Annotated in this window: 22 protein-coding genes, 1 tRNA gene and 1 rRNA gene; 2 read left to right on the plus strand and 22 right to left on the minus strand. The window is 39.0% G+C overall.

The annotated features are described in order from the left end of the window. Positions 1-142: 142 nt before the first annotated feature. The 15 genes from rpoS to cysJ form a co-directional block, all read right to left on the minus strand. Positions 143-1126: an RNA polymerase sigma factor RpoS gene (gene rpoS, locus DK861_RS11655; protein WP_006534072.1), complete on the minus strand. Its 984-nt coding sequence runs from the start codon at positions 1124-1126 to the stop codon at positions 143-145. Between the two features lie 676 nt (positions 1127-1802). Then, positions 1803-2918: a murein hydrolase activator NlpD gene (gene nlpD / locus DK861_RS11660; RefSeq protein ID WP_109400206.1), complete on the minus strand. Its 1116-nt coding sequence runs from the start codon at positions 2916-2918 to the stop codon at positions 1803-1805. A 153-nt stretch (positions 2919-3071) separates the two neighbouring features. Next, positions 3072-3698, minus strand: coding sequence for a protein-L-isoaspartate(D-aspartate) O-methyltransferase (locus DK861_RS11665; protein ID WP_109400207.1), 627 nt, complete (start codon positions 3696-3698; stop codon positions 3072-3074). After that, positions 3692-4456 (minus strand): 5'/3'-nucleotidase SurE, encoded by a 765-nt coding sequence (gene surE / locus DK861_RS11670; protein WP_072065141.1) that lies wholly within the window; start codon positions 4454-4456, stop codon positions 3692-3694. Before surE ends, DK861_RS11665 begins: the two co-directional genes overlap by 7 nt. Further along, positions 4434-5486 carry a tRNA pseudouridine(13) synthase TruD gene (gene truD / locus DK861_RS11675; RefSeq protein ID WP_109400208.1) on the minus strand — a complete coding sequence of 351 codons (1053 nt, stop codon included), beginning with the start codon at positions 5484-5486 and terminating at the stop codon, positions 4434-4436. Before truD ends, surE begins: the two co-directional genes overlap by 23 nt. After that, positions 5483-5968, minus strand: a complete 486-nt coding sequence (gene ispF / locus DK861_RS11680) for a 2-C-methyl-D-erythritol 2,4-cyclodiphosphate synthase (RefSeq protein ID WP_109400209.1) — start codon at positions 5966-5968, stop codon at positions 5483-5485. The genes truD and ispF overlap by 4 nt, the downstream gene beginning before the upstream one ends. 4 nt (positions 5969-5972) lie before the next feature. Further along, complete coding sequence (ispD, locus tag DK861_RS11685) at positions 5973-6719, minus strand: 2-C-methyl-D-erythritol 4-phosphate cytidylyltransferase (protein WP_109400210.1); 747 nt, start codon at positions 6717-6719, stop codon at positions 5973-5975. Positions 6720-6758: 39 nt separating this feature from the next. Continuing rightward, positions 6759-7049 (minus strand): cell division protein FtsB, encoded by a 291-nt coding sequence (ftsB, locus tag DK861_RS11690; RefSeq protein WP_036913758.1) that lies wholly within the window; start codon positions 7047-7049, stop codon positions 6759-6761. 331 nt (positions 7050-7380) lie between these two features. Then, on the minus strand, positions 7381-7995 hold the full coding sequence (gene cysC / locus DK861_RS11695) for an adenylyl-sulfate kinase (protein ID WP_082147393.1): 615 nt from the start codon (positions 7993-7995) through the stop codon (positions 7381-7383). Beyond that, entirely contained in the window at positions 7995-9446 is a 1452-nt protein-coding gene (cysN, locus tag DK861_RS11700) for a sulfate adenylyltransferase subunit CysN (protein WP_109400211.1), read from the minus strand. The genes cysC and cysN overlap by 1 nt, the downstream gene beginning before the upstream one ends. Before the next feature lie 11 nt (positions 9447-9457). Continuing rightward, a complete protein-coding gene (gene cysD / locus DK861_RS11705; RefSeq protein WP_109400212.1) occupies positions 9458-10366 on the minus strand; it encodes a sulfate adenylyltransferase subunit CysD in 909 nt (302 codons plus the stop codon). An 11-nt stretch (positions 10367-10377) separates the two neighbouring features. Beyond that, positions 10378-11802, minus strand: coding sequence for a siroheme synthase CysG (cysG, locus tag DK861_RS11710; RefSeq protein WP_109400213.1), 1425 nt, complete (start codon positions 11800-11802; stop codon positions 10378-10380). A 204-nt stretch (positions 11803-12006) separates the two neighbouring features. Then, a complete protein-coding gene (locus DK861_RS11715; RefSeq protein WP_109400214.1) occupies positions 12007-12738 on the minus strand; it encodes a phosphoadenylyl-sulfate reductase in 732 nt (243 codons plus the stop codon). Next, positions 12735-14465, minus strand: coding sequence for an assimilatory sulfite reductase (NADPH) hemoprotein subunit (gene cysI / locus DK861_RS11720; protein WP_109400215.1), 1731 nt, complete (start codon positions 14463-14465; stop codon positions 12735-12737). The genes DK861_RS11715 and cysI overlap by 4 nt, the downstream gene beginning before the upstream one ends. Next, on the minus strand, positions 14466-16277 hold the full coding sequence (gene cysJ / locus DK861_RS11725) for an NADPH-dependent assimilatory sulfite reductase flavoprotein subunit (protein WP_109400216.1): 1812 nt from the start codon (positions 16275-16277) through the stop codon (positions 14466-14468). Positions 16278-16575: 298 nt separating this feature from the next. Between cysJ and queD the strand changes: the two genes are divergently transcribed. Continuing rightward, positions 16576-16941 (plus strand): 6-carboxytetrahydropterin synthase QueD, encoded by a 366-nt coding sequence (gene queD / locus DK861_RS11730; RefSeq protein WP_109400217.1) that lies wholly within the window; start codon positions 16576-16578, stop codon positions 16939-16941. A gap of 82 nt (positions 16942-17023) precedes the next feature. Here queD and queE read toward each other — a convergent pair whose 3' ends face one another. Continuing rightward, positions 17024-17695, minus strand: coding sequence for a 7-carboxy-7-deazaguanine synthase QueE (gene queE / locus DK861_RS11735; RefSeq protein WP_072065150.1), 672 nt, complete (start codon positions 17693-17695; stop codon positions 17024-17026). A gap of 166 nt (positions 17696-17861) precedes the next feature. On the opposite strand from queE, the gene DK861_RS11740 reads away from it, so the two are divergent. Beyond that, complete coding sequence (locus DK861_RS11740) at positions 17862-19229, plus strand: amino acid permease (protein ID WP_006534096.1); 1368 nt, start codon at positions 17862-17864, stop codon at positions 19227-19229. A 98-nt stretch (positions 19230-19327) separates the two neighbouring features. Here the strand turns inward: DK861_RS11740 and DK861_RS11745 are convergent, their stop codons facing one another. From DK861_RS11745 to rrf, 6 genes are all read right to left on the minus strand, one after another. Continuing rightward, a complete protein-coding gene (locus DK861_RS11745) occupies positions 19328-20509 on the minus strand; it encodes a methionine gamma-lyase (RefSeq protein WP_109400218.1) in 1182 nt (393 codons plus the stop codon). A 23-nt stretch (positions 20510-20532) separates the two neighbouring features. After that, on the minus strand, positions 20533-20922 hold the full coding sequence (locus DK861_RS11750; RefSeq protein ID WP_109400219.1) for a hypothetical protein: 390 nt from the start codon (positions 20920-20922) through the stop codon (positions 20533-20535). Positions 20923-20933: 11 nt separating this feature from the next. Continuing rightward, on the minus strand, positions 20934-22127 hold the full coding sequence (locus DK861_RS11755; protein ID WP_072065153.1) for an FAD/NAD(P)-binding oxidoreductase: 1194 nt from the start codon (positions 22125-22127) through the stop codon (positions 20934-20936). A 184-nt stretch (positions 22128-22311) separates the two neighbouring features. After that, positions 22312-23097, minus strand: coding sequence for an endonuclease/exonuclease/phosphatase family protein (locus DK861_RS11760; protein ID WP_109400220.1), 786 nt, complete (start codon positions 23095-23097; stop codon positions 22312-22314). A gap of 217 nt (positions 23098-23314) precedes the next feature. Continuing rightward, positions 23315-23391: transfer RNA gene (locus DK861_RS11765), tRNA-Asp, on the minus strand. A gap of 50 nt (positions 23392-23441) precedes the next feature. Next, a 5S ribosomal RNA gene (gene rrf / locus DK861_RS11770) occupies positions 23442-23557 on the minus strand. Positions 23558-23729 lie beyond the last annotated feature (172 nt).

Here is a 23729-nt window from a genome sequence, read left to right on the forward strand (position 1 = left end):
CCAATTAACAAGATGCAACACCACGCGCTTGTTTTATCTTGTTAAATGACATAATACAAGATAAAGAAAAGCCGATTAGCAACTTACTAATCGGCTTTGGTAATAACAGTAGACGGAAGCTGTAGACAGAAATAAAGGCTAGTTATGCTTTGAAAAGAGCTTCAATACATAACCCCTGACTTTGTAGAATGTCTTTTAAGCGACGTAGTCCTTCAACTTGAATTTGACGAACTCTTTCTCTTGTCAGACCAATCTCTCTACCAACATCTTCTAAAGTTTCTGCTTCATAGCCTAATAACCCAAAACGACGTGCCAATACTTCACGCTGTTTTGGATTCAATTCAAATAACCACTTTATAATATTTTCCTTGAGGTTATTATTTTGAATTGTTGCTTCCGGCCCTTCTTCATTTTCGTCAGAGATAATATCGAGTAATGCTTTATCTGAATCACCACCAATTGGAGTATCAACAGAAGTAATGCGCTCGTTTAAACGTAGCATCTTACTCACATCTTCAACGGGTTTATCAAGTGATTCTGCGATTTCTTCAACACTCGGTTCATGATCGAGTTTATGTGCCAACTCTCTTGCCGTTCTTAAATAAACATTCAGCTCTTTAACGATATGAATGGGAAGACGGATAGTACGAGTTTGGTTCATAATGGCACGTTCAATAGTTTGACGTATCCACCATGTCGCATAAGTTGAAAAACGGAAACCCTTTTCAGGGTCGAATTTTTCAACAGCACGAATAAGTCCTAAGTTCCCTTCTTCAATTAAATCAAGCAGGGCAAGACCTCGGTTTGTATAACGACGAGAGATCTTAACAACTAAACGTAGGTTACTTTCTATCATTCGTTGTCTTGAAGGAATATCACCTCGCAACGCTCTACGAGCAAAGAAAACTTCTTCTTCAGCAGTCAGCAACGGAGAATAACCAATTTCTCCTAAATAAAGCTGAGTTGCATCGAGCGCACGCTGGTTGACTCCTTCAATAAGTTCAATTTCATCTTGAGCATCAGACTCACTTTCTTCCTCTTTTGCAGCAACTTCATCGAACTCTTCCATGTTCTCTTCAATTTCATCTGTATATAACTCGTCTACTCTTAGCGTACTTTGGCTCATCAGCTGCTCCTACCCTTGATAATTTAGGTAAACGACTCATGACTAAAGTCTATTTACCAGTTTATCGCTGTGTCACGACACAACGGGTTTACTGATTTTCCCTTGTAACGAATTACAAAATAAAAGATAACATAATCTATTTTACTGTTAATTTATTCTTTCTTTACTCAATATATAACTTAACTATTGAGTGTAGGTTATTAACAGTTTTTTTATTATATTCCACGTATATTTATCTATACGTGAAAGTACTCTATTTGATGTACTATTTGTGACTATTTACATCTAAAAAAAACAAACAAAAACCCATGATAATATCTAATAATTAATATTACATACCATTATTAAAAAGATAATCGAATAAAAAAATACCACCTAAACAAAGGGTTATTTTATAGTCCATCTTTTAATAACAGTGAGTCTTTATTCATTTTTTATATAACAATTTTTAGCATACGCATTCATTGGTTGATAATCAACTGTCTAATTTTACGTTATCTATGATTTTATATTGACCTCTCATTTTTAATGACCTTCAAATAAGCAGTTGTACTTAGATTAAATTTATTTTTTTTCAATATATTAATTAATTACAGATAAAAAAAGCCCTCTTCTTTTTGTAAAGAAGAGGGCTTAACTTTAGGATTATTCGCTATACATGTAAAAAACCACTTATCTATTTCTTAGGTAAATAACTCATTGGGTTAAGTGATTTTTCTTTATAGCGTATCTCAAAGTGTAATCGGACAGAACTGGTTCCAGAGCTACCCATTGTGGCAATTTGCTGCCCCGCATTCACATTTTGTTGTTCACGCACCAAAATAGTGTCGTTATGTGCATATGCACTGAGGTATTCGTCATTATGTTTAATGATAACGAGATTGCCATAACCACGTAATGCACTCCCCGCATAAACCACTTTACCCGCAGCTGTTGCAACAATTGGTGAGCCTTTTGTACCACCGATATCGATGCCTTTATTGCCACCAGGAGCACTTGAGTAGCTTTCGATGATCTTACCTTGAGCAGGCCAAATCCACTTACCAGAAGCCGCAGTTGGTGCCGGCGTTGCCGAAGTTGTAGTATTCGTATTTGTTGTTGATGGCGGAGTTGTTGCCTTTGGTTGTGTTGTTGGTTTAGTAATCAATGGTCCCATAGCGCCATTGTTTGTTGGTTTGGTGTGTGCCGTTTGAACACCCGCACTACTTGATTGATTAATAACTGATGTGTTGACATTAGTATTAGTGCCCGTGTTGACCTGACGGTTACCGATATTCAACACCTGCCCTACGTTTAAACTATAAGGCTCTGGGATGTTATTCATTGATGCTAGTTCTTTTACATCACTATCTGTTATCCAAGCGATATAGAACATGGTATCACCGCGTTTTACTGTGTACGTGTTACCATTGTAGTTTCCTTTCGGAATACTGTCATAGTTACGGTTATACACAATGCGACCAGAGCCATCTGTGCTCACATTTTGAGTCGCTACTGATGTTTGTGGGCGAGGCTGATTTTGAGGCTGATATGTGCCTCCATTAGATGAAGCACTATTCACCTTAATTGAAGGAGGAGGTGACGATTGTAAAGGTGTCGTTCTTTCAACCGGTGTCGCATTACTGTTAGTCATCACAGGCGCGGTTGAAACCGTGTTATTTGAAGAGCTATCATTTACAGAGGTAATGGGTGCAGGACGATAAGGTGTATCTGCACAGCCTGTTAATGCAAATCCAATTACCGAACACATGATTGCCCAGCGGACATGCTTAATTGGGCTTTCTGAATTCATACTTCCTTCTCCCTTTAAAAAGGCATTAGCGTCTAGCAATTTGTCGAGTTAAACAAAAAGACTGCAATTTTTTGAAAATGTTTCATTTATTAGTGCAGATTACGACAAGCTATTAAAAAGCAGTAATAAAAAACGGTCAGATTTATCTGGAAGTTATGCTAACTCACCTGCGATTAAAGGAACAAATCTAACAGTTTCTATAGATTGATAGTGAAAATCATTACCTAAACGACGGATAAACTTCAGTATTTGTTGTTGTTCACCAACAGGTATTATCATCCTGCCACCATCGGCTAACTGCATCAATAACTGTTGAGGTACTTCTGCTGCACATGCAGTCACTATTATGGCATTAAAAGGGGCTTTTGATGACCACCCTTCCCATCCATCACCATGACGTGTCGATATATTATGTAAATCAAGATGTTTAAAACGTCGTTTAGCTTGCCATTGCAATATCTTTATACGCTCAACGGAACTAACATGATGGACTAAATTTGCTAATACTGCCGTTTGATATCCCGAGCCTGTACCAATTTCTAATACAGAATCAGAGCTTTGTAATTCCAGTAGTGCTGTCATTTTAGCAACAATATAAGGCTGTGAAATAGTTTGCCCATTGCCAATAGGCAAAGCCGTATTTTCATAAGCCTTATGAGAAAGCGCTTCATCAATAAAAAGCTCTCTTGGTACTTTACTCATTGCTTCCAGCAAGCTCTCATCCTTGATGCCATGCTGTTTTAACATTGTCAGTAAGTCTTTCATTGACCGACTTAACATGTTTTTTTGACCTCTGCTTTATTTAACCAATTTTGTAATAAATCGAGTGCGTTATAGGCTGTTAAATCGACATGTAATGGAGTTATCGAAACATAACCTTCGTCAACGGCAGCGAAATCTGTATCAGGACCTACATCATTTTTTTCACCTGGAGGCCCAATCCAATAAAGACTATTTCCTCTAGGATCGGTATGTGTATAAACATGTTGTGAAGCATGACGACTACCACAACGCGTAATACGAAAACCTTTTACTTCATTAAGAGGAATATCAGGTACGTTAATATTGAGAATATTTCCTGCTCTTAAAGGTACTTGTTGTAACATTGCCAAAACGTCACAAGTCACTTGAGCGGCAGTCTCAAAATGCGTTTCGCCATCAAGTGAAACAGCAATGGCAGGTAAGCCTAAAAAACGCCCTTCTGTTGCCGCAGCAACAGTACCTGAATAAATAACATCATCGCCCAAATTAGGGCCATGATTAATACCAGAAACCACAATATCAGGACGAGGACGTACTAAATGGTTTACCCCAAGATAAACACAGTCTGTTGGTGTCCCTTCAACAATCGCAATATCCCCATTCTCAAGTTCTTGCTTACGTAGAGGTCTGTCAATTGTTAAAGAATTAGATGCAGCACTACGATTGCGATCGGGTGCAACAACTTGTACATCATAACGCTGGCGCAATGCTTTAGCGAGAGTCTGTATCCCCTTTGCCATCACACCATCGTCATTACTCACCAATATTTTCAGCATCATCATTCCCTAATAAAATTAATTCACGTACAACGCTAGTTGCAAAGCTCCCTGCGGGTAAAAAGAATGACAGAGTAACAGTGGTGTCGTCTAACCAATTCCATGACATATTTTCTGGTAATAGATTGATAGCGCGTCTTGTGTTATCAACTCGTTCTTGTCTAGCTAACGACCAGAAGGCTTCATATTCTGCCAGATTTTTAGTCTCAAAATCCAATGCTTGTGATTGTGTACCTAAATCACCTTTACCTGGTAAAGGAGCCGTAATATGAACATCATGCTCTTCATAACGAGTTTGTGTTTGAGCCAGTTCTGCCTCATCAACAACAAACCAGCTACCTCTTCCATGAAGTTGCATTGCATCACCGAGAATCACTTTTGAATATAAATCACATTCTAATCTTTTGCTGACGATATGATTAAACATCGCACTGCGTGCTGCTGAAAGATAAAAACTGCGTTTACCACGCTCTTTAACACGAATTTCATCGGTTGCCCAACGCATCGCTTGGCGTAAGTTTTCACCATTACGCCCAAATCGTTGAGCACCAAAGTAGTTAGGAATACCTTTCGCTTTTATTTGCGCTAATCGAGCATCAACAAAATTGCGATCAGAAATTTCTCGTAACACCAATGTAAAGTGATTACCTTTTAGCGTTCCTATGCGTAGTTTACGTTGTTGACGAGTTGTTTCTAGAATTTCACAACCGTCTAAAACAAACTGACTAAAATCGGGCATCTCTTTACCCGGCATACGCAGACAAAACCATTGTTCGGTGACAGCATTTCTGTCTTTTAGTCCAGCATAGCTTGCATCTCTAGGGTGAATACCCACAAATTTTGCCAGTTTTTCAGCAACAAAAGCCGTGTTACAACCTGTTTTTCTGATTTTTACCATGACATGCTCGCCTTCACCATCAAGAGTGAAACCAAGATCTTCACAGACAATAAAATCTTCAGGAATTGACTTTAATAAACCTGTTGCTTGTGGTTTTCCATGTAACCAGTAGAGTTCAGGTAAATCACTCATTCAGATAATGACTCTTTGATTAATAAAACAACTGCTTCACAGGCAATGCCTTCTTTTCTACCAACAAATCCAAGCTTTTCTGTTGTGGTCGCTTTCACATTGATATCATCAATATGACAATGAAGATCTTCTGCAATATTGACGCGCATTTGCGGTGTATGAGGTAGCATTTTGGGGGCCTGAGCAATAATCGTGACATCTAAATTACCAATTCGGTAACCTTTTGCTCTTACACGTGAGAACGCTTCACGAAGGAGTACACGACTATCTGCGCCTTTGTATGCTGGATCAGTATCAGGAAACAATGTGCCAATGTCACCCATAGCAATAGCGCCTAGAATTGCATCTGTAACCGCATGTAATACAACATCGCCGTCAGAGTGAGCTATCAGACCTTGTTCATAAGGAATTCTAACGCCACCAATAATAATAGGGCCTTCACCGCCAAATTTATGTACATCGTAACCGTGTCCAATTCTCATTTTATTATGTGTTCCTTATACTGGTGATTTGACGTGAGAGGAAAAACTCTGCAAGCGCTAAATCTTCTGGCTGAGTAACTTTGATATTATCCGCACGACCTTTAACTAATAAAGGTTCATATCCTGCAAACTCCATCGCAGAGGCTTCATCCGTGATCATGGCTTTTTGTGAGAGTGCATTTTCTATATTTTGTTTTAATAAAAAGGCAGGAAAGAATTGTGGCGTTAAAGCATGCCATAGAGTTGTTCTTTCTACTGTTTGTTCAATATGATTATCTTGTTGATGACTACGTTTCATTGTATCGCGAACGGGTGTTGCAAGAATGCCACCACAAAATTGTGGGTCCATAACGTTTTCATCGATTAATTTAATAAGATGATCAAGATCGCCAAAATGCAGGCAAGGTCTTGCTGCATCATGAACTAACACCCATGTATTTTCAGAAAAATGTTGTGTGACATACTCTAAACCTGACAATACAGAGTCAGCGCGTTCACCTCCACCATTAACCGTAATTATTCTTTCATCTTGCGCTAAAGGTAAAGTGTGGAAATAGCTGTCATTAGGACTGATCGCCACGATAATTTGCATTATGCGTGGGTGTTTTAATAGGGCATTAATGGTATGTTCAAGAATAGTCAATCCGCCAATCTTCAAATATTGTTTTGGACGGACTGATCGCATTCGACTTCCAATACCGGCCGCAGGAATAACAGCAACAATAGGAAGAGTAGAGTTTATTATATTCATTATGATATTTGTATCAGGACACACTATTAATTCAATAAATTAACGACGTGGTTGAGATTTATCGCTCACAATACGGAAAAATGTCTCATTAGGCTTTATCATTCCTAATTCACTACGAGCGCGTTCTTCTAACGCTTCTTGCCCGCCATTGAGGTCATCAATCTCTGCAAATAGACGATCATTACGCTCTTTTAACTGCGTATTTTGCGCCAATGCAGATTCAACTTCTTGAGTTACTTTATTGTAATCATGGATACCATTTTTACCTAACCACAATGAATATTGTAGCCAGCCAAGTAAAATCAGAAGTAAGACTGTTAATTTCCCCATTACCACCCCCAAGATTAATGGGCTAATCATCCCACAACTCAACCACAGACGCCACAAAAGTGCTGGAATATATTACATTATTATTCCTATTCTCCTCACTATAAACGTGGGCAACTTCTGTAAAATTCAGACAAAGGTTTGATTTTTTCTTATTAAGAGGTAATGCTATGGGGTTCATTTATCAATAAATGAATGCTCAATTAAAGCGTGATTTGTATTTTAAAAGGCATACCGAAATAACTATTTTTTCCTCTGTTGCATACATTATCTCTACACATTCCCCCCCTTTTATGGAGGGTTCGTGCAGAGATAATTTAATGTCATCATAAAATTAGCAGTAAATTTGTTTTTGCCGTAGATATGCGAGGATTTGTTGGATGAGTTCACTTATAGAAAGAGTGCCGTCTAAATGTAATTCAGGAGCAATAGGCTGTTCATAAGGCGAGTCTATACCTGAAAATTGCTTTATCTCACCCCGCCTTGCTTTTTGATAAAGCCCTTTCGGATCACGGGATTCACAAATAGAAAGTGGGGTATCAACAAAGATCTCAATAAATCTTCCTTTCTCAAAGCGATCTCTAACTTGTTGTCTGTCTTTTTGGTAAGGCGAGATAAAAGCCGTTAAGACAATAAGTCCCGCATCTACCATCAATTTAGCCACTTCCCCCACACGGCGAATATTTTCGTGCCTATCTTCTGCACTAAATCCAAGATCACAACATAATCCATGGCGTAAGTTATCCCCGTCTAATAAGTAGCTATGAATGGGAGAATGCTTTTGTGAGTGCTGATAAAGCGCTTGTTCTAGCGCATCGGCAAGTGTAGATTTACCTGAGCCAGATAACCCCGTAAACCAAAGCACACATCCTTTGTGTGCTTGTTGTGATTCACGTTCACTTAATCCAATTTTATGCGGATGCCAAACAATATCGTTGCTAATTACCACTATTTTCCTCCAAGAAGATCTCTCGCTCCCCAATGGGGAAAGTGGCGACGAATAAGCTGATTTAACTCGACTTCAAAAGCATCATATTGTGTCATAGTTTGTATCGCGTTATCTCTCGTTTCTCGAATAAGACCAGCGCCTACGGTAACATTGCTTAGTCGATCAATAAGAATTAAGCCTCCAGTATCAGCATTAATTTGATAGTTATCCAGCACCTGCGGCTCTTCAAATGAGACTTCGACACTACCAATCGCGTTTAAATTTAAATTATCTGTTACTTGTTGAGTGAGTTTATTTACATCTACTTGATAATGAATATTCTCTATTTTGGCGCGGCTTTTTTTACCTGCGATCTTGATATCTAGAGTATGACCTTGGACTAAAGGTTGCTCTGACATCCACACCACGTCAATTAATGCATGAGTGCTAATCTTGGCGGTTGTATCGTTATCATCAACGATAATATCCCCACGACTAATATCAATTTCATCTGCCAGAACCAGTGTGATTGCTTGCCCTGCTTTGGCTTGCGTTAAATCACCATCAAACGTGACAATACGTTTAATCGTTGTATGTTTTCCTGAAGGTAATACTTTGATTTGCTGCCCCTGATAAAGCACACCTGAAGACACTGTACCGCTGTATCCTCTAAAATCTAAATCTGGGCGATTCACATATTGCACCGGGAAACGCAGTGCCTGAACATCTGAACCCAATTTAACAGGCGCATCCTCTAATAATGAAAGCAATGTTTTTCCTTGATACCAAGGCATATTCAATGAGGGAGAAACCACATTGTCACCATCAAGGGCAGAAATAGGGACAAATTGAATAGTGAGATCCGTTGGAAGCTGCTCAGCAAAATGAAGGTAATCTTGCTGGATCGAATCAAAGATCGCTTGCTGGTAATCCATCAGATCCATTTTATTAATTGCAACAATCAAGTGACGGATCCCAAGAAGTGTACTGATAAAACTGTGTCGTCGTGTTTGTTCTTGTACGCCTTTTCGAGCATCGATCAACAGAATAGAAAGTGAACTTGTTGATGCACCTGTCGCCATATTACGGGTATATTGCGCATGCCCAGGTGTATCAGCAATAATAAACTTACGCTTTGATGTTGAAAAATATCGGTAAGCAACATCAATAGTGATCCCTTGCTCTCTTTCTGCCGCTAATCCATCCACCAGCAAAGCCAGATCGAGCTTTTCACCTTGGGTACCGATCTTTTTACTTTCATTTTGTAATGTAGAAAGCTGATCTTCATAGATCTGCCTTGTGTCATGAAGTAAACGTCCTATTAATGTGCTTTTTCCATCATCGACATTCCCACAAGTTAGAAATCGCAGTAATCCTTTGTTTTGTTGAGTTTTAAGATAGCGCTCGACGCCACCCTGTTGTGCGATTTCTCCCGCGACAAGTTGATTCGTTTTTACGGCTAAAAGTCCCATATTTCCTCCGATTAAAAATAACCTTGGCGCTTTTTCAGTTCCATCGAGGCAGACTGATCACTGTCAATTAAACGCCCTTGTCGTTCGCTGCTGGTGGAAATCAGCATTTCTTCAATAATGGCGGGTAGCGTTTCTGCTTGTGAAGGTATCGCACCCGTTAATGGCCAGCATCCTAAAGTTCTAAATCTCACTTTTTGCTGAGCGATCAATTCACCCGGCTTTAGATCAATTCTGTCGTCATCTACCATAATTAAGGTGCCATCACGTTCAATAACAGGTCTATCTTTGGCAAAATAGAGAGGAACGATGTCGATATTCTCTAAATAGATATATTGCCAAATATCGAGTTCCGTCCAATTAGATAGTGGAAATACGCGAATACTTTCACCTTTGTTAATCTGCCCGTTATAGTTTTTCCATAATTCAGGCCGTTGATTTTTCGGATCCCAGCGATGCTTTCTATCTCTAAACGAATAAATACGCTCTTTAGCTCGTGATTTTTCTTCATCACGGCGCGCACCACCAAATGCCGCATCAAAACCATATTTGTCTAAGGCTTGTTTTAGCCCTTCTGTTTTCATGATATCCGTATGTTTTGCACTACCATGAATAAACGGATTAATTCCAAGCTCTTCACCTTGTGGATTGCGATAAACCTTAAGATCAAAACCATATTCTTTAGCTGTTTTATCTCGAAAATCATACATTTCTCGAAATTTCCAGCCAGTATCAACATGTAGCAAAGGAAAAGGTAATTTAGCGGGATAAAACGCCTTGCGTGCTAAATGCAACATCACCGAGGAATCTTTGCCTATTGAATAAAGCATGACGGGATTTTCAAATTCAGCGACGACTTCGCGCAGAATATAAATGCTTTCTGCTTCTAATTGCTGAAGATGGGTTAATTGTGTTTCATTCATAGCAACCTCGTTTAGGCAAAATGAACCAAAGATGAATGGTGCGAAGGTAAAGACGGATATGCGTGTCTATCGCCAAACCACGCAAGTTGATGGTGTAATGCAGCCACCTCCCCCACAATCAATAGAGCTGGAGTCGGTGCTTTTTCTGCCAATTGCGCTAATTGCGTTAGATTTCCCGTGAAGACTTGTTGCTCACGACGTGTACCACAGCTAATCACCGCAATTGGCGTTAGTGGAGAACGTCCGAGTTTGATTAAACGCTGGCTAATAAACTCTGCTTTTGTCGTTCCCATATAAATCGCGAGAGTGTGATTAGCTTGTGCTAATGATGCCCAATCCGGTTCAATTCCATCAGCTTTACAATGCCCAGTCATAAAGGTGACACTTTGGGCATATTGACGATGCGTTAATGGAATACCAGCGTATGCACTTGCGCCACTTGCCGCAGTAACACCGGGAATAACTTGGAATGAAATACCATGTTGTACTGCAATCTCTAGCTCTTCGCCACCACGGCCAAAAATAAAGGGATCGCCGCCTTTTAATCGGACAACACGTTTACCCAATTGCGCATATTTCACGATCAGTGCATTGATTTTTTCTTGAGAAACACTAGGGTGCCCCGCTCTTTTACCGACACAAATAGTGTCAGCATCGCGTCGTACAAGCTCTAAAACCTCTGGACTCACTAAACTGTCATACAGAACAACTTCAGCTTGTTGAATAACCTGTAAACCACGCAGTGTTAATAGACCAGCATCACCTGGGCCAGCCCCAACTAATGCGAGTTCACCTTGTTGGCTCTCTTTTTGTTTTAGTTGTTGTTCAAGTTGGGCCTCTGCTTGAACCAATTGATCACTCGCCACTAAAGTGGCAAATTTACCACCGAAGGCTTGCTCCCAAAAACGACAACGCGCTTGAAACGTATCTAAGTGTTGTTTCACTTTATGGCGCCATTTTCCTGCTATTGTCGCCATTGTACCTAATGAATTTGGTAATAAGGCTTCTAATTTCTCACGGATCATACGCACTAAAACGGGTGCTTTTCCCGCAGAGGAAATCGCAATCAAAATAGGGTTTCTGTCAATAATGGCAGGAAAGATAAATGAGCATTGAGGCTGTGAATCCACCACATTGACAAAAATATGTCGAACTTGTGCATCAAGATAAACTTGCTGATTAAGTGCACTGTCATCAGTTGCAACAATCACCAGCATCATTCCTAATAAATGTTCAGATTGATATTTGGCTGATACCCATTCAATTTTCTCTTGCTGATAAGCAAGATGTAATTCATCACATAAATGAGGTGCAATCACTCTTAAGCGAGCGCCGGCTCTTAACAACAGCAAAGCTTTACGCGCAGCAACATGGCCACCACCCACCAATAACACTGGGCGTTCTTTTAATTCCACAAATAAGGGTAGGTAATCCATACGCGCATTTCACCTTCGTTGTTCACTTTGTAACTAACGACTATAAAAGGTGCTTTAGGGGTTATGAAATGACAAAAAGCTATGTGATGGAACAGAAAGGAATAAGGGAAAAACAAATAATTTCAAATAGTTAATTTTTTTAAATGACAAAAAGGGCAATAGACAAGCGCTATTCCCCCGATTATTTATTGGTAGATAATAACGTTACTCGTGTAACCCACACTCACGTTTTAAGCCAAAAAATCGTGTTTCTTCTTCGCTCATACCTTCTTCCCATTTTCGGGTTGTATGAGTATCTCCCACAGAGAGATATCCTTGCTCCCATAAAGGATGATAAGGTAAGTTGTTTTCTTTAAGGTATTGATGAATTTGCTTATTATCCCAATCTACTATCGGTAAAAACTTAAAGATCCCTTTTGCGATTGAAAGCACAGGTAAATGTTCACGACTTTTAGCTTGTTGTCGGCGAAGACCTGCAAACCATGTTTGAGCCTGTAATGTTTTTAGTGCCCTTTCCATTGGCTCTACTTTGTTTATCTGGTTATAACGCTCAATACCGTCAATCCCTTCTAACCAAAGTTTTCCGTAACGCGCTTCTTGCCAAGATGAAGATAATTCAGCTCGATACACCTTTAAATTAAGTTGTAACTGTTGCGTCAATGTATCAATAAACTGATACGTCTCAGGAAACAAATAACCCGTATCGGTCAAAATCACAGGAATATCAGGATATTGCTGAGTGATTAAATGCAGGCATACTGCTGCTTGAATACCAAAACTAGAGCTTAATACATAGGCTTTAGGCAAATATGCTAAAGCCCAAGTAACCCGTTCAATGGCACTTAATTGCTCTAGCTGTTGATTAATCTGGCTCAAAGCATGTGTCTGCTCTTCAACCGATAACTGTTTTAGCGAAGCAAGCTGAAATAGATTCATACTGCCTCCTGTACTTCATAAAAATCAATTGCTGAATTTAGTACAGGTTTAACAACATTAGTGCGAATAAGAAAATCACCGAAACCTTCATTGTTATGGCGAGAAATGGCCCAATCACCAATCAATGAATCAAGTATTGCTATAATTTCTTGCGAAGTAATATTTTCACGATACATTCTAGGGATACGTGTCCCAATACGATTACCGCCTAAATGTAGGTTATAACGATCGGGGGCTTTACCCACCAGCCCAACTTCTGCCAACATAGCTCGACCACAACCGTTTGGGCATCCTGTTACACGAACAACAATATGCTCTTCACTCACACCATGTTTTGTCATTAAGCTATCTAGTGTGTCGGTGAATGAGGGTAAAAAGCGCTCAGCTTCTGCCATCGCCAATGGGCATGTTGGAAAAGAAACACAGGCCATTGCATGTTCGCGCAGTGGGGTCACCTTGTCATCAATTAATCCATATCGGCGAGCAATAGCTTCAATATTTGCTTTCTCATTTTCAGGTACACCCGCCACAATTAAATTCTGATTAGCTGTAAGACGAAAATCACCTTGATGAATTTTAGCAATTTCAGCAACCCCCATTTTTAACTGAGCATCAGGTTTATCAATTAATCGGCCACTTTCAATAAATAAAGTAAGATGCCATTTATCATCAACACCTTTTAACCAACCAATTTGATCACCTCTATGGGTAAATTCATAAGGTCGAATAGCATCAAAAATAACACCAGAACGACGTTCAACTTCCTGCTTAAATGTTTCTATTCCAACACGTTCTAATGTGTATTTTGTTTTTGCATTTTTACGCTCAGTACGATTTCCCCAATCACGCTGGGTCGTCACAATCGCCTCAGCAATTGCTAAGGTTTTTTCAATAGGGATATAACCAAACTCACTGGCTAAGCGAGGGAAGGTATTCTTATCGCCATGCGTCATTGCAAGACCGCCCCCCACCAGCACGTTAAACCCAATTAGATGCCCGTTTTCAGCAATTGCAATAAAGTTCATATCATTAGCATGAAGATCAACATCATTATGAGGCGGGATCACCACCGAGGTTTTAAATTTCCGCGGTAAATAGGTTTCTCCCAAAATAGGCTCTTCATCTGTTGTTGTAACTTTCTCTTTATCTAACCAAATTTCTGCATAAGCACGGGTGCGCGGTAATAAGTGTTCTGATATTTTTTTCGCCCACTCATACGCTTCTTGATGTAATGAAGACTGCACTGGGTTTGAAGTACATAACACATTACGGTTTACATCATTCGCTGTTGCTAGAGAATCTAGCCCTGTTGCTGCTAGCATTTGATGTGCGGGTTTTACATTGCCTTTTAAGATGCCATGAAATTGAAATGTTTGACGATTAGTAATACGAATGCTGCCATAAAGCGTATTTTCAGTCGCAAACTGATCAATACTAAGCCACTGTTTAGGCGAAATAATACCACCAGGCAAGCGACAACGTAGCATCATGGCATGACGAGGCTCTAACATTTGTTCTGCACGTTCAGCACGAATATCTCTGTCATCTTGTTGATACATGCCATGAAAGCGGATCAATAGAAAGTTATCACCTTCAAACCCACCCGTTAAACCGTTTTGTAAGTCTTCTGTAATAGTGCCGCGTAAAAAGTGACTCTCTTTTTTCATGCGTTCACTATCAGCCAGTTTCCCTTCAACCACTAAGGGCGCTTGAGTATGTGATTTCATTTAATAGACATCCCTCTGATAACGCCGTTCTAGGCGTAACTCACTTAAATATTCATCTGCTTCTTCACTATTTTTATTGCCATACTCCATCACAATCTCTAACAACGCCTGTTCAACATCTTTTGCCATATGTGATGCATCACCACAGACATAAAGATAAGCGCCTTGTTGTAACCATCGCCAAATCTCATTACCACGCTCACGCAATTTATCTTGTACATAAATTTTATGTGCTTGATCCCGTGACCATGCTAAATCGATATGAGTTAACAAACCGCTTTTGACATAGCGTTGCCATTCCACTTGATAGAGAAAATCTTCAACAAAATGAGGATTACCAAAAAATAACCAGTTTTTACCTGTTGCACCGTCATTTTCGCGCTGTTGCATAAAGGCTCTAAAAGGTGCAATACCTGTACCTGGGCCAATCATAATGACAGGTGCTGTGTTATCTTTAGGCAGGCGAAAATGTGCATTTTTTTCGATAAAGACATTGATGCTATCGCCTTCTTTTAAGCTATCCGCTAAAAAACCAGAGGCTCCACCAGTATAAGCACGTGAGTTAACGTCATAGCGCACAACCCCTAAAGTAAGATGTACTTCGTCTTCTACTTCTTGTTGTGACGATGCAATGGAGTAAAGGCGAGGAGTTAGTGGACGTAAAATATCAACAAAATCTTGTGCAGTGGGTTGAGCACAATATTGGCGTACCATCTCATTAATAGGGTATTTATCTGCATATTGCTGAAGCTTGATTTTATCAGACACTAATGACAATAAATCTTCATGGCGCGTCAATTGCGCATAGGCTTTTACGATAGGTGCACTATTTTGAGTCAATTCACAATGATGTAATAAGGCTTCTTTTAAGGTGAATGTTTGAGATTTTAATGTGACAGGTTCATCACCTTTTAGCCACAATAACGCAATAAGTTCATCGACTTTTTCAGGCGAGTTATTAAACCAAACGCCCAGCGCATCGCCCGGTTGGTATTGCAAATCAGAACCTTCAAGGCTGATTTCAATATGGCGAATATCTCTATCTGAATTTCTACCTGTAATTTTTTGATTAGTCAGTAATGTGGCAGTAAAAGGCGCATCTCGATGATAAATAGAAGCCTCAATCGTATCCGTCGTACCTGACTGTGTTTGTTGTAAAACTTGTGTACTTTGTGCTGGTACTTTTGCTTTTAAGAGTTCAGTAAGCTGTTTTATCCATTCATCTGCAACGGCTTGATATTCAACATCGGCATCAACTCTTGGTAATAAACGTGTTGCGCCCAGTTGTGCTATTCGCTCATCAAAATCTTTACCTGCTTTGCAGAAATGTTCGTAAGAGGTATCACCTAAACCGAATACCGCATAAGACGTTTCCTTCATTTCAGATGCTTTTTTAGAGTGCAGGTATTTATAGAAAGCAATCGCTTCTTCGGGAGGATCACCTTCACCTTGCGTCGATGCAATAATGATCAAGGTTGTTGTTTTATGGATCTGCTTAAATTTATATTCACCTGCAGAATATAGTTCTACATTCAATTTATGAGCAACCAGATGATCTCGTAACTGTTCTGCAAGGTGACGTGCATTACCGGTTTGAGAAGCAGAGATCAAGGTAATAGTTTCCTGTTCTGGTACTTGCACGGGAGTAACCGTTGTCGATGCAGATACGACAGAAGGATTAAGTTGCCCCCACAAATAGCCAGATAACCACGCAATTTGCGCTGTTGAGAGATCTTTTGTTGCGTCCTGTAATTTACTCAATTGCTCCGGTGTTAATGGAAGCATTGATAATAATGGAGGTTGATTGCTCATTTATCCTGCCTTAAAAAAGCGAAGCACTTATCTGTGCTTTATTGTTCTTCGATAATATTTCTAATATTGAGAGGGTATCCCACGACTAGAAGGTGAATTAAAGACCTGTTAGCTCTATCTAATAACCTTAAATGCTAAATTTATTTATTGGTTTCCTTTATCAATATAATGAATAAGCAAAAAGGAACATAATAATCCATTAAGATTAAGGGGGATTAGGCGTGATACGCTAAATCGGCTACACTGGTAGCCTTCGTTCTATTTGTGTCTTTTTTTTACTAATTAAGTCAAGAGAGTTTTGATGACAACCACCATCTTTAAAGATTTTCAGTTTGAAGCCGCCCACCATTTGCCACATGTTCCTGAAGGCCACAAATGTGGACGTCTTCATGGGCACTCTTTTCTTGTTAGATTAGAGTTAACAGGTGAAGTTAATGCACATTCAGGTTGGCTTATTGATTTTGCTGATGTGAAAGCCGCATTTAAACCTACTCTTGAGCGTCTAGATCACTACTATCTTAATGAAATTGAAGGCCTAGAAAATCCGACCAGCGAAGTGCTGGCAAAATGGATTTGGCAACAAGTAAAACCGTCATTGCCATTATTATCTGCGGTGATGGTGAAAGAAACGTGTACAGCAGGATGTATTTATCGCGGTGAATAGATCTGTATTAATATTAAATCGTTATCACCTAAAAAAAGAAAATCAGCCTTTTATGGGCTGATTTTTTATATTAAAAACGCGATCATGCAATATTTAAATACTTATGTGTTTGCATTGAAAAACGCCAATTACGTTCAATACAGGTTTTAATACATAATGCCGTCGCACTCTCTTTACAACTAATGGGTTGTAAGGCAACAACAGGTGCAGGGTGTTCTGTGCGTAATGTCAGTAAGGTATCCAATGCTTCAATATCTTTTTCACGCCCAACGGGATGTTTTATCTCATTAGCTCGATTGATGGCACTGGGTAATACTGTAAATCCCCCTTTCATACCTACTTTTGGGGATAATGTCACCCATGTTTTCTCACTACATAAAATATCATGAGTACCACTGGTTTCTATCTGGCAGGCAAAACCTGCTTGCTCAAGTCCTTCAGTTAAAGGACGTAAATCATATAAGCAAGGTTCTCCACCTGTAATAACGACATGTTTCGCACTATAACCTTGCTGTTGAAAAAGTGATAAAATCTGAGCAACGCTGGCTTCTCCCCACGTATCACTTTCTTGCGTTTTAATAGGAATATCGCCAAGAAGAACTTTTTTTTCGTCTTCTTTTTCCCAAGTATGCTTGGTATCACACCAACTACAACCGACTGGGCAACCTTGTAATCGAACAAAAAGCGCAGGAACGCCAGTAAAAACACCTTCACCCTGTAAGGTTTGAAACACTTCATTAATGGGGTATTGCATAAGAAACTCTGATATCCAATGAATGCTGATGATTATTACAGATAACTATCTCACCGTAAGAGGCTTTATGATAAGGTACATGGTTTGTTTTGAATAGCTAACGTGCGAGAAGACACTGAAAAAGAGGATAGAGTTCCTCAGTTGGACAGAGATGGGAATACTTTAGATGCAAAAAGAGAATCAACTTTCACGAGGATTGTCAGGGCGGCACATTCGTTTTATGGCGCTAGGCTCTGCAATCGGTACAGGTTTATTTTATGGCTCTGCGGCCGCTATTGAGAAAGCAGGCCCTGCTGTATTGCTTGCTTATCTTATTGGTGGGGCGGCAGTATTTATGGTTATGCGTGCATTAGGTGAAATGGCTGTTCATCATCCTGTTGCGGGCTCTTTCTCACAATATGCTAGCCATTATATGGGGCCTTTAGCGGGCTTTTTAACTGGCTGGAACTACGTTTTTGAAATGCTGATTGTTTGTCTGGCTGACGTCACCGCATTCGGTTTTTATATGAAACTCTGGTTCCCAGATGTTGATCAATGGATATGGGTATTAGGTATTGTTTGCTTTATTGGCGCCTTAAACCTTTGCCATGTGAAGATATTTGGTGAAATGGAATTTTGGCTTTCTATCGTTAAAGTCACTGCAATTATCGCCATGATAATTGGTGGTATTGTCATTATGATGTATGGCTTTGGCCAACAAACAGAACATCCTATTGGTATTTCTAACTTATGGGAGTTTGGTGGTTTTATGCCAAATGGCATTGAAGGAGTTATCGCCTCTCTTGCCATTGTGATGTTTGCATTTGGTGGGATTGAAGTCATTGGTATTACTGCCAGTGAAGCTAAAGATCCTGAGAAAACCATTCCTAAAGCTATCAATGCCGTACCGTTTCGTATCTTATTATTCTATGTTCTAACAATATTCATTCTAATGTGTATTTTCCCTTGGCAACAAATCGGCCATAACGGTAGCCCATTTGTACAGATTTTCTCAAATCTCGGGATCAATTCAGCAGCAAACATCTTAAATCTAGTGGTTATTACAGCCGCAATTTCTGCGATCAACAGTGATATCTTCGGCGCTGGTCGTATGATGTACGGTATGGCTCAAGAAGGACAAGCACCAAAATCTTTTATGAAGCTTACCCGTAATGGTGTACCTTGGATGACGGTGCTAGTGATGTCTGTCGTATTGTTGCTGGGCGTAGTACTTAACTACCTTATTCCAGAGCAAATCTTTGTTTTAATCGCCTCTATTGCAACATTTGCAACAGTTTGGGTGTGGTTAATGATTTTACTTTCTCAAGTTGCTATGCGTCGTAAGATGAGCGCAGAAGAGGTAAAAACACTGAAATTTCCAGTACCATTTTGGCCTGTTGCCCCCGCACTAACCATTGTCTTTATGGCGTTTGTTATCGCAATCTTAGGCTATTTTGAGTCAACCAGAATGGCATTGGTTGTCGGTATGGTATGGGTAGCGATTTTAACTATTGGCTACTATGTAGGTATCAAACCGAGAATGAACCAGAAATAAGTCGTATTTTTGAGTTAAACAATAAAGGCTGTGGATATTTTCACAGCCTTTTTCTTTATTATGATTATGCGTTCTTTATTATGATTATGTAGTTTTCACTAAACCAATGCTTGCTTTAAATCAGCAATTAAATCTTCGACATCTTCAAGACCAATTGATAATCGAATTAAACCATCACTAATACCATGCCTTTGTCGTTCTTCTGCACTATAAGTGGCATGGGTCATTGTGGCAGGATGTTGAGCTAAAGATTCGCAGTCTCCTAAACTCACAGCTCGACTAAAAAGATTTAAACGATTGAGAAACTCTCTACCTGCTTTAATACCTCCTTTTAACTCAATAGCTATCATGCCACCGGCTAAATACATCTGGCGTTTGGCAAGTTCATATTGAGGGAAAGAAGCTAATCCAGGATAATAAATCGTTTCAACATTAGGATTATCTTCAAGGTATTGTGCTATACGTTGTGCATTTTCGCAGATCTGCTCCATTCTTATCCCAAGTGTTTTTATTCCCCGCAATATTAATGAAGCATCGTGAGGAGACAAACAAGCTCCTGTCATATCCTTTAAACCCTCAACACGTATTTTATCGGCTAATTCATGCGTTGTTATAATCGCGCCAGCCGTTACATCACCATGTCCTGATAAGTATTTGGTCATTGAATGCACAACAATATCTGCACCAAGTCCTAAAGGTTGCTGTAAATAAGGCGAGCAATAAGTGCTATCTACCATTACTAAAATATTATGTTGATGCGCAATTTCTGATATTTTTGCTATATCACTGACACGCATATTAGGATTAGCAGGCGTCTCAAAGAAAATGAGCTTTGTTTTCTCTGTGATTGCTTCTTTTAATTTTTCAAGATTAGTTAAATCAACATGCTTTATTTTAACGCCGAATTTAGCGAGCCAATGATTGAAAAATTTAAACGTACAACCATAAAGCGTCATATCAGCAATTAATTCATCATCAGGTTTTAGTAACGACCAACAACTAGAAGTAATCGCCCCCATTCCTGAAGAAAAGACAATCGCGGCTTCTCCTTTTTCTAATTTAGCTAGACGCTTTTCCAATAAATCGAGTGTTGGGTTTGAGATCCGAGAATAAAAATGTCCTTTCTCTTTACCCGCAAAACAATCAGCACCGTATTGTGCCGTTGGAAAAACAAAAGTGGATGTTTGAAAAATAGGAGGCGCTAATGCCCCCTGAGAATCTAACGGAGAATAGCCATAATGTATTGCTTGAGTATTAAAATGTTTACTAGATTGTCTCATAATATTTCCTCACAATTAATTTTCTATTTGTGGTTATTTTCTCCAATAATTTGAACTGTTCTTAGAATAATTGAGATCCCTTTGAGGGTATCAGGATTTTTTAACAATGCGAAAGTTGAACCTAAAGTATATTTTTTATCTTGATAAAGAGATTCTTTCTTTGCCATATTATAAGCAGTACTTAATTCCCATACTGGTATTAATGTTTCTTCAAACGCAACCGAAAGTTTTTCAACTGTCGCATTATCTATAATATCTATTGAGTCAGATATTAAAGATAATAAATCGACGATATTATCAAAGCGCTTTAATGCTAATAATGGTCTTGCTTTTTCTAATAAATGTTGAAGATGTAATTTGTCTTCGTCAGATAATAATTGAATATCTGCAGGGCTTAATTTATTTTCACTCATTATTGTATCCCCTATAATAATCCTCTAACGGTTGCCCAATATAAGCCTCGGTTATAACTATTACGTAGTAACCCGCCCAGCTTTGTTGGTGGTGTAGGAGTTACGTCATGCTTATAGTCATACTGTAATGGCATACCTGCTGATAATCCCATTTGTGCAACTGCTTGCACGCGACCATCATAAATTGCAGCAGGATAACCATAACGAAGTTCACCACAGATATTATTTGCAATTACGCCCGCTTGATTATGACAACTACCACCGGCTTTACTAATCGGTAAATCAACTGTATCACCAAGAACGTACACTTGATTTAATCCATAGACCTGCAATGTTTCAGGATCAGTAGGTAACCAGCCTTCACCATTATTATGTTCACTTAAACCTGTATTACGGATCGCCTCAACGGCAGTAATAGGCGGTGTACTCATAAGGATATCAAATGGCTCTGCCTCGCCTTCTTTTGAGTAAGCTATTTTCTTATCAGGGTCAACATGGCTCAACGTAAAGCCCCGTTTAGCTTTAATATCTCGCTCAGAGAATACAGCAGGAAGCACTTCACAAACCTCTTGTTGCATAAACAGACAGTTTCTTAAAAGTTGAGCAACCGTAGGATAGGTATAAACAATTTCAATATTATTTCTAACCCGACGCTGACGAAGAAATTCATCCAGCATCAATGTGGTTTCCATTGGCGCGATCCCGCATTGGTGAGGTACATTTGGCGTTTCAGGGAAGCTAACCGTAATAAATACACGACCCTTTTCAATTTTAGCTAATTTATCAGCAAGTGTTCTAGCCGCTTCATATTGGTAAAAATGATTTCCCGCTTCTTTTAAGCCTTCAATTCTATGAGGACTAGGAACACAACCTGTTGCTAATACTAAAAAATCATAGTTATATTTTTTATTAGATTCGCAGTAAATCACTTTATTATTAAAGTCAAAACGTTCTGCTTTATCGATAACAAATTCAATTTCAGGTCTTAATAAACTTCTTTCTGATCGCATTAGCTCTTCTTTTAAAAAAAGATTAAATGCAATATACATAAATGCAGGTTTGTAATAATGATTAGGATTATCTGAAATAAGTGTAATTTTAATTTTATTTGAAAATATTTCTTCATTTAATTTTTTAGCTAGGATATTAGCAAGAATAGTTCCGCCGGTACCACCGCCAATAATAACTATATTTTTTGCTGGCATTTTATTTCCTATATCTAGTGATATTAGATAGACAAAAAAAGTATAGTAAATGATGTTAATATAACAAATAGATTAAATAGATAGGTTAGTTAAGTCTAGTATAGTTATATTAATAAATAATAAATATAGTTATATAACATTTAAATATTATTAGCTTAATATTTATTAATGTTATCATAACCAATTAATAGAATGTCGCAATTAAAGGATGATGATCGGATGCATCAGTGATCAACACTTCAGCATTATTTAACGATAGTCCGCGATAAAAAATATAATCTAATGGTTTGCCAAAGGCTTTGGTACGCCAATCATTATCAAAAATAACTTCTTTAAGTCCTAATCTTCTCGCAAAGCGTTTTAATACATTGATTCTTGGACGACTCCATGCATTAAAATCCCCTGCTAAAATAACCGGCCCTTTATGATGCATGATATGAACAGATAAATTGCTCAATTGACGCCGATAAACATCAACTCCAAAACTAAAATTAATCGCATGTACATTAATGATCATTAAATGATCACCCGTAATTAATGGATATACCGTAATTAATGCTGATTTGGACAATCGTAAGAAGGGTTCTTTCTCTCTGAGAGGACAGCAATAGATAGGATGAGAGCTTGATAATGTCATCACTCCTGCAGGATGTTGTTGAAAAGCCAAGGCAGGAACTTGGTCTGCTATTAGATGATGAGCCCCAGCAAAACGGACAAGCTCTGGTGTAGTTTGCGCTTCTTGTAACAAAAGCAAATGTGTATCTGTTGAAAGTATTTCCAACATATTGCGCCAATTGGGGCGTTGCTGTTTATAGATATTCCAAACCGCAATTTTTAGAATGCCTTCGGTGTAAAGAGGCATTCCAATAGGTAAAATATCCTTTCTTTCACTTAAAGGCGGGCTAGGTTCAATCCGCTCAACAGGTTGACCTGCCACAAAACGCACTGAATAAGTCGGTTTTTTCGCCATTAGCAACCTCAGGTAAACAGCAAGATCTCTTGCTATAGCTAAAGTATACCAAAGGCAAGCTTCACTCTCACCCTTTAAAAGGACATCATTATCAACAAAAGTAATTATTTTTATACATAATAGTTATGTTTACTTAAAATTATCTGATTAATTTATACTTTTTTCTAAATTTTAAGCAAAAAAAAACCTAAGTCATTAGACTTAGGTTTTTTAATGTTGGCGGAACGGACGGGACTCGAACCCGCGACCCCCTGCGTGACAGGCAGGTATTCTAACCAACTGAACTACCGCTCCGCGTATTCTTTTCGCGATTAATGTTATTTAACATTAACGCTTTAATTGATGCCTGGCAGTTCCCTACTCTCACATGGGGAGACCCCACACTACCATCGGCGCTACAACGTTTCACTTCTGAGTTCGGCATGGGATCAGGTGGGACCGCTGCGCTATGGCCGCCAAGCAAATTTGGTTTTATTACCCGTTACTCACCTTTCATCAGTTCGTAACCAGCAANTGGTTTTATTACCCGTTACTCACCTTTCATCAGTTCGTAACCAGCAATATTCAATCTTAAACAAGCTTACTTCATTAATCTTTGTCTCTCAGACAAAACACCTTCGGTGTTGTCAGGT

Source organism: Proteus sp. TJ1640 (assembly GCF_003144445.1).
Taxonomy (GTDB): Bacteria; Pseudomonadota; Gammaproteobacteria; order Enterobacterales; family Enterobacteriaceae; genus Proteus; species Proteus penneri.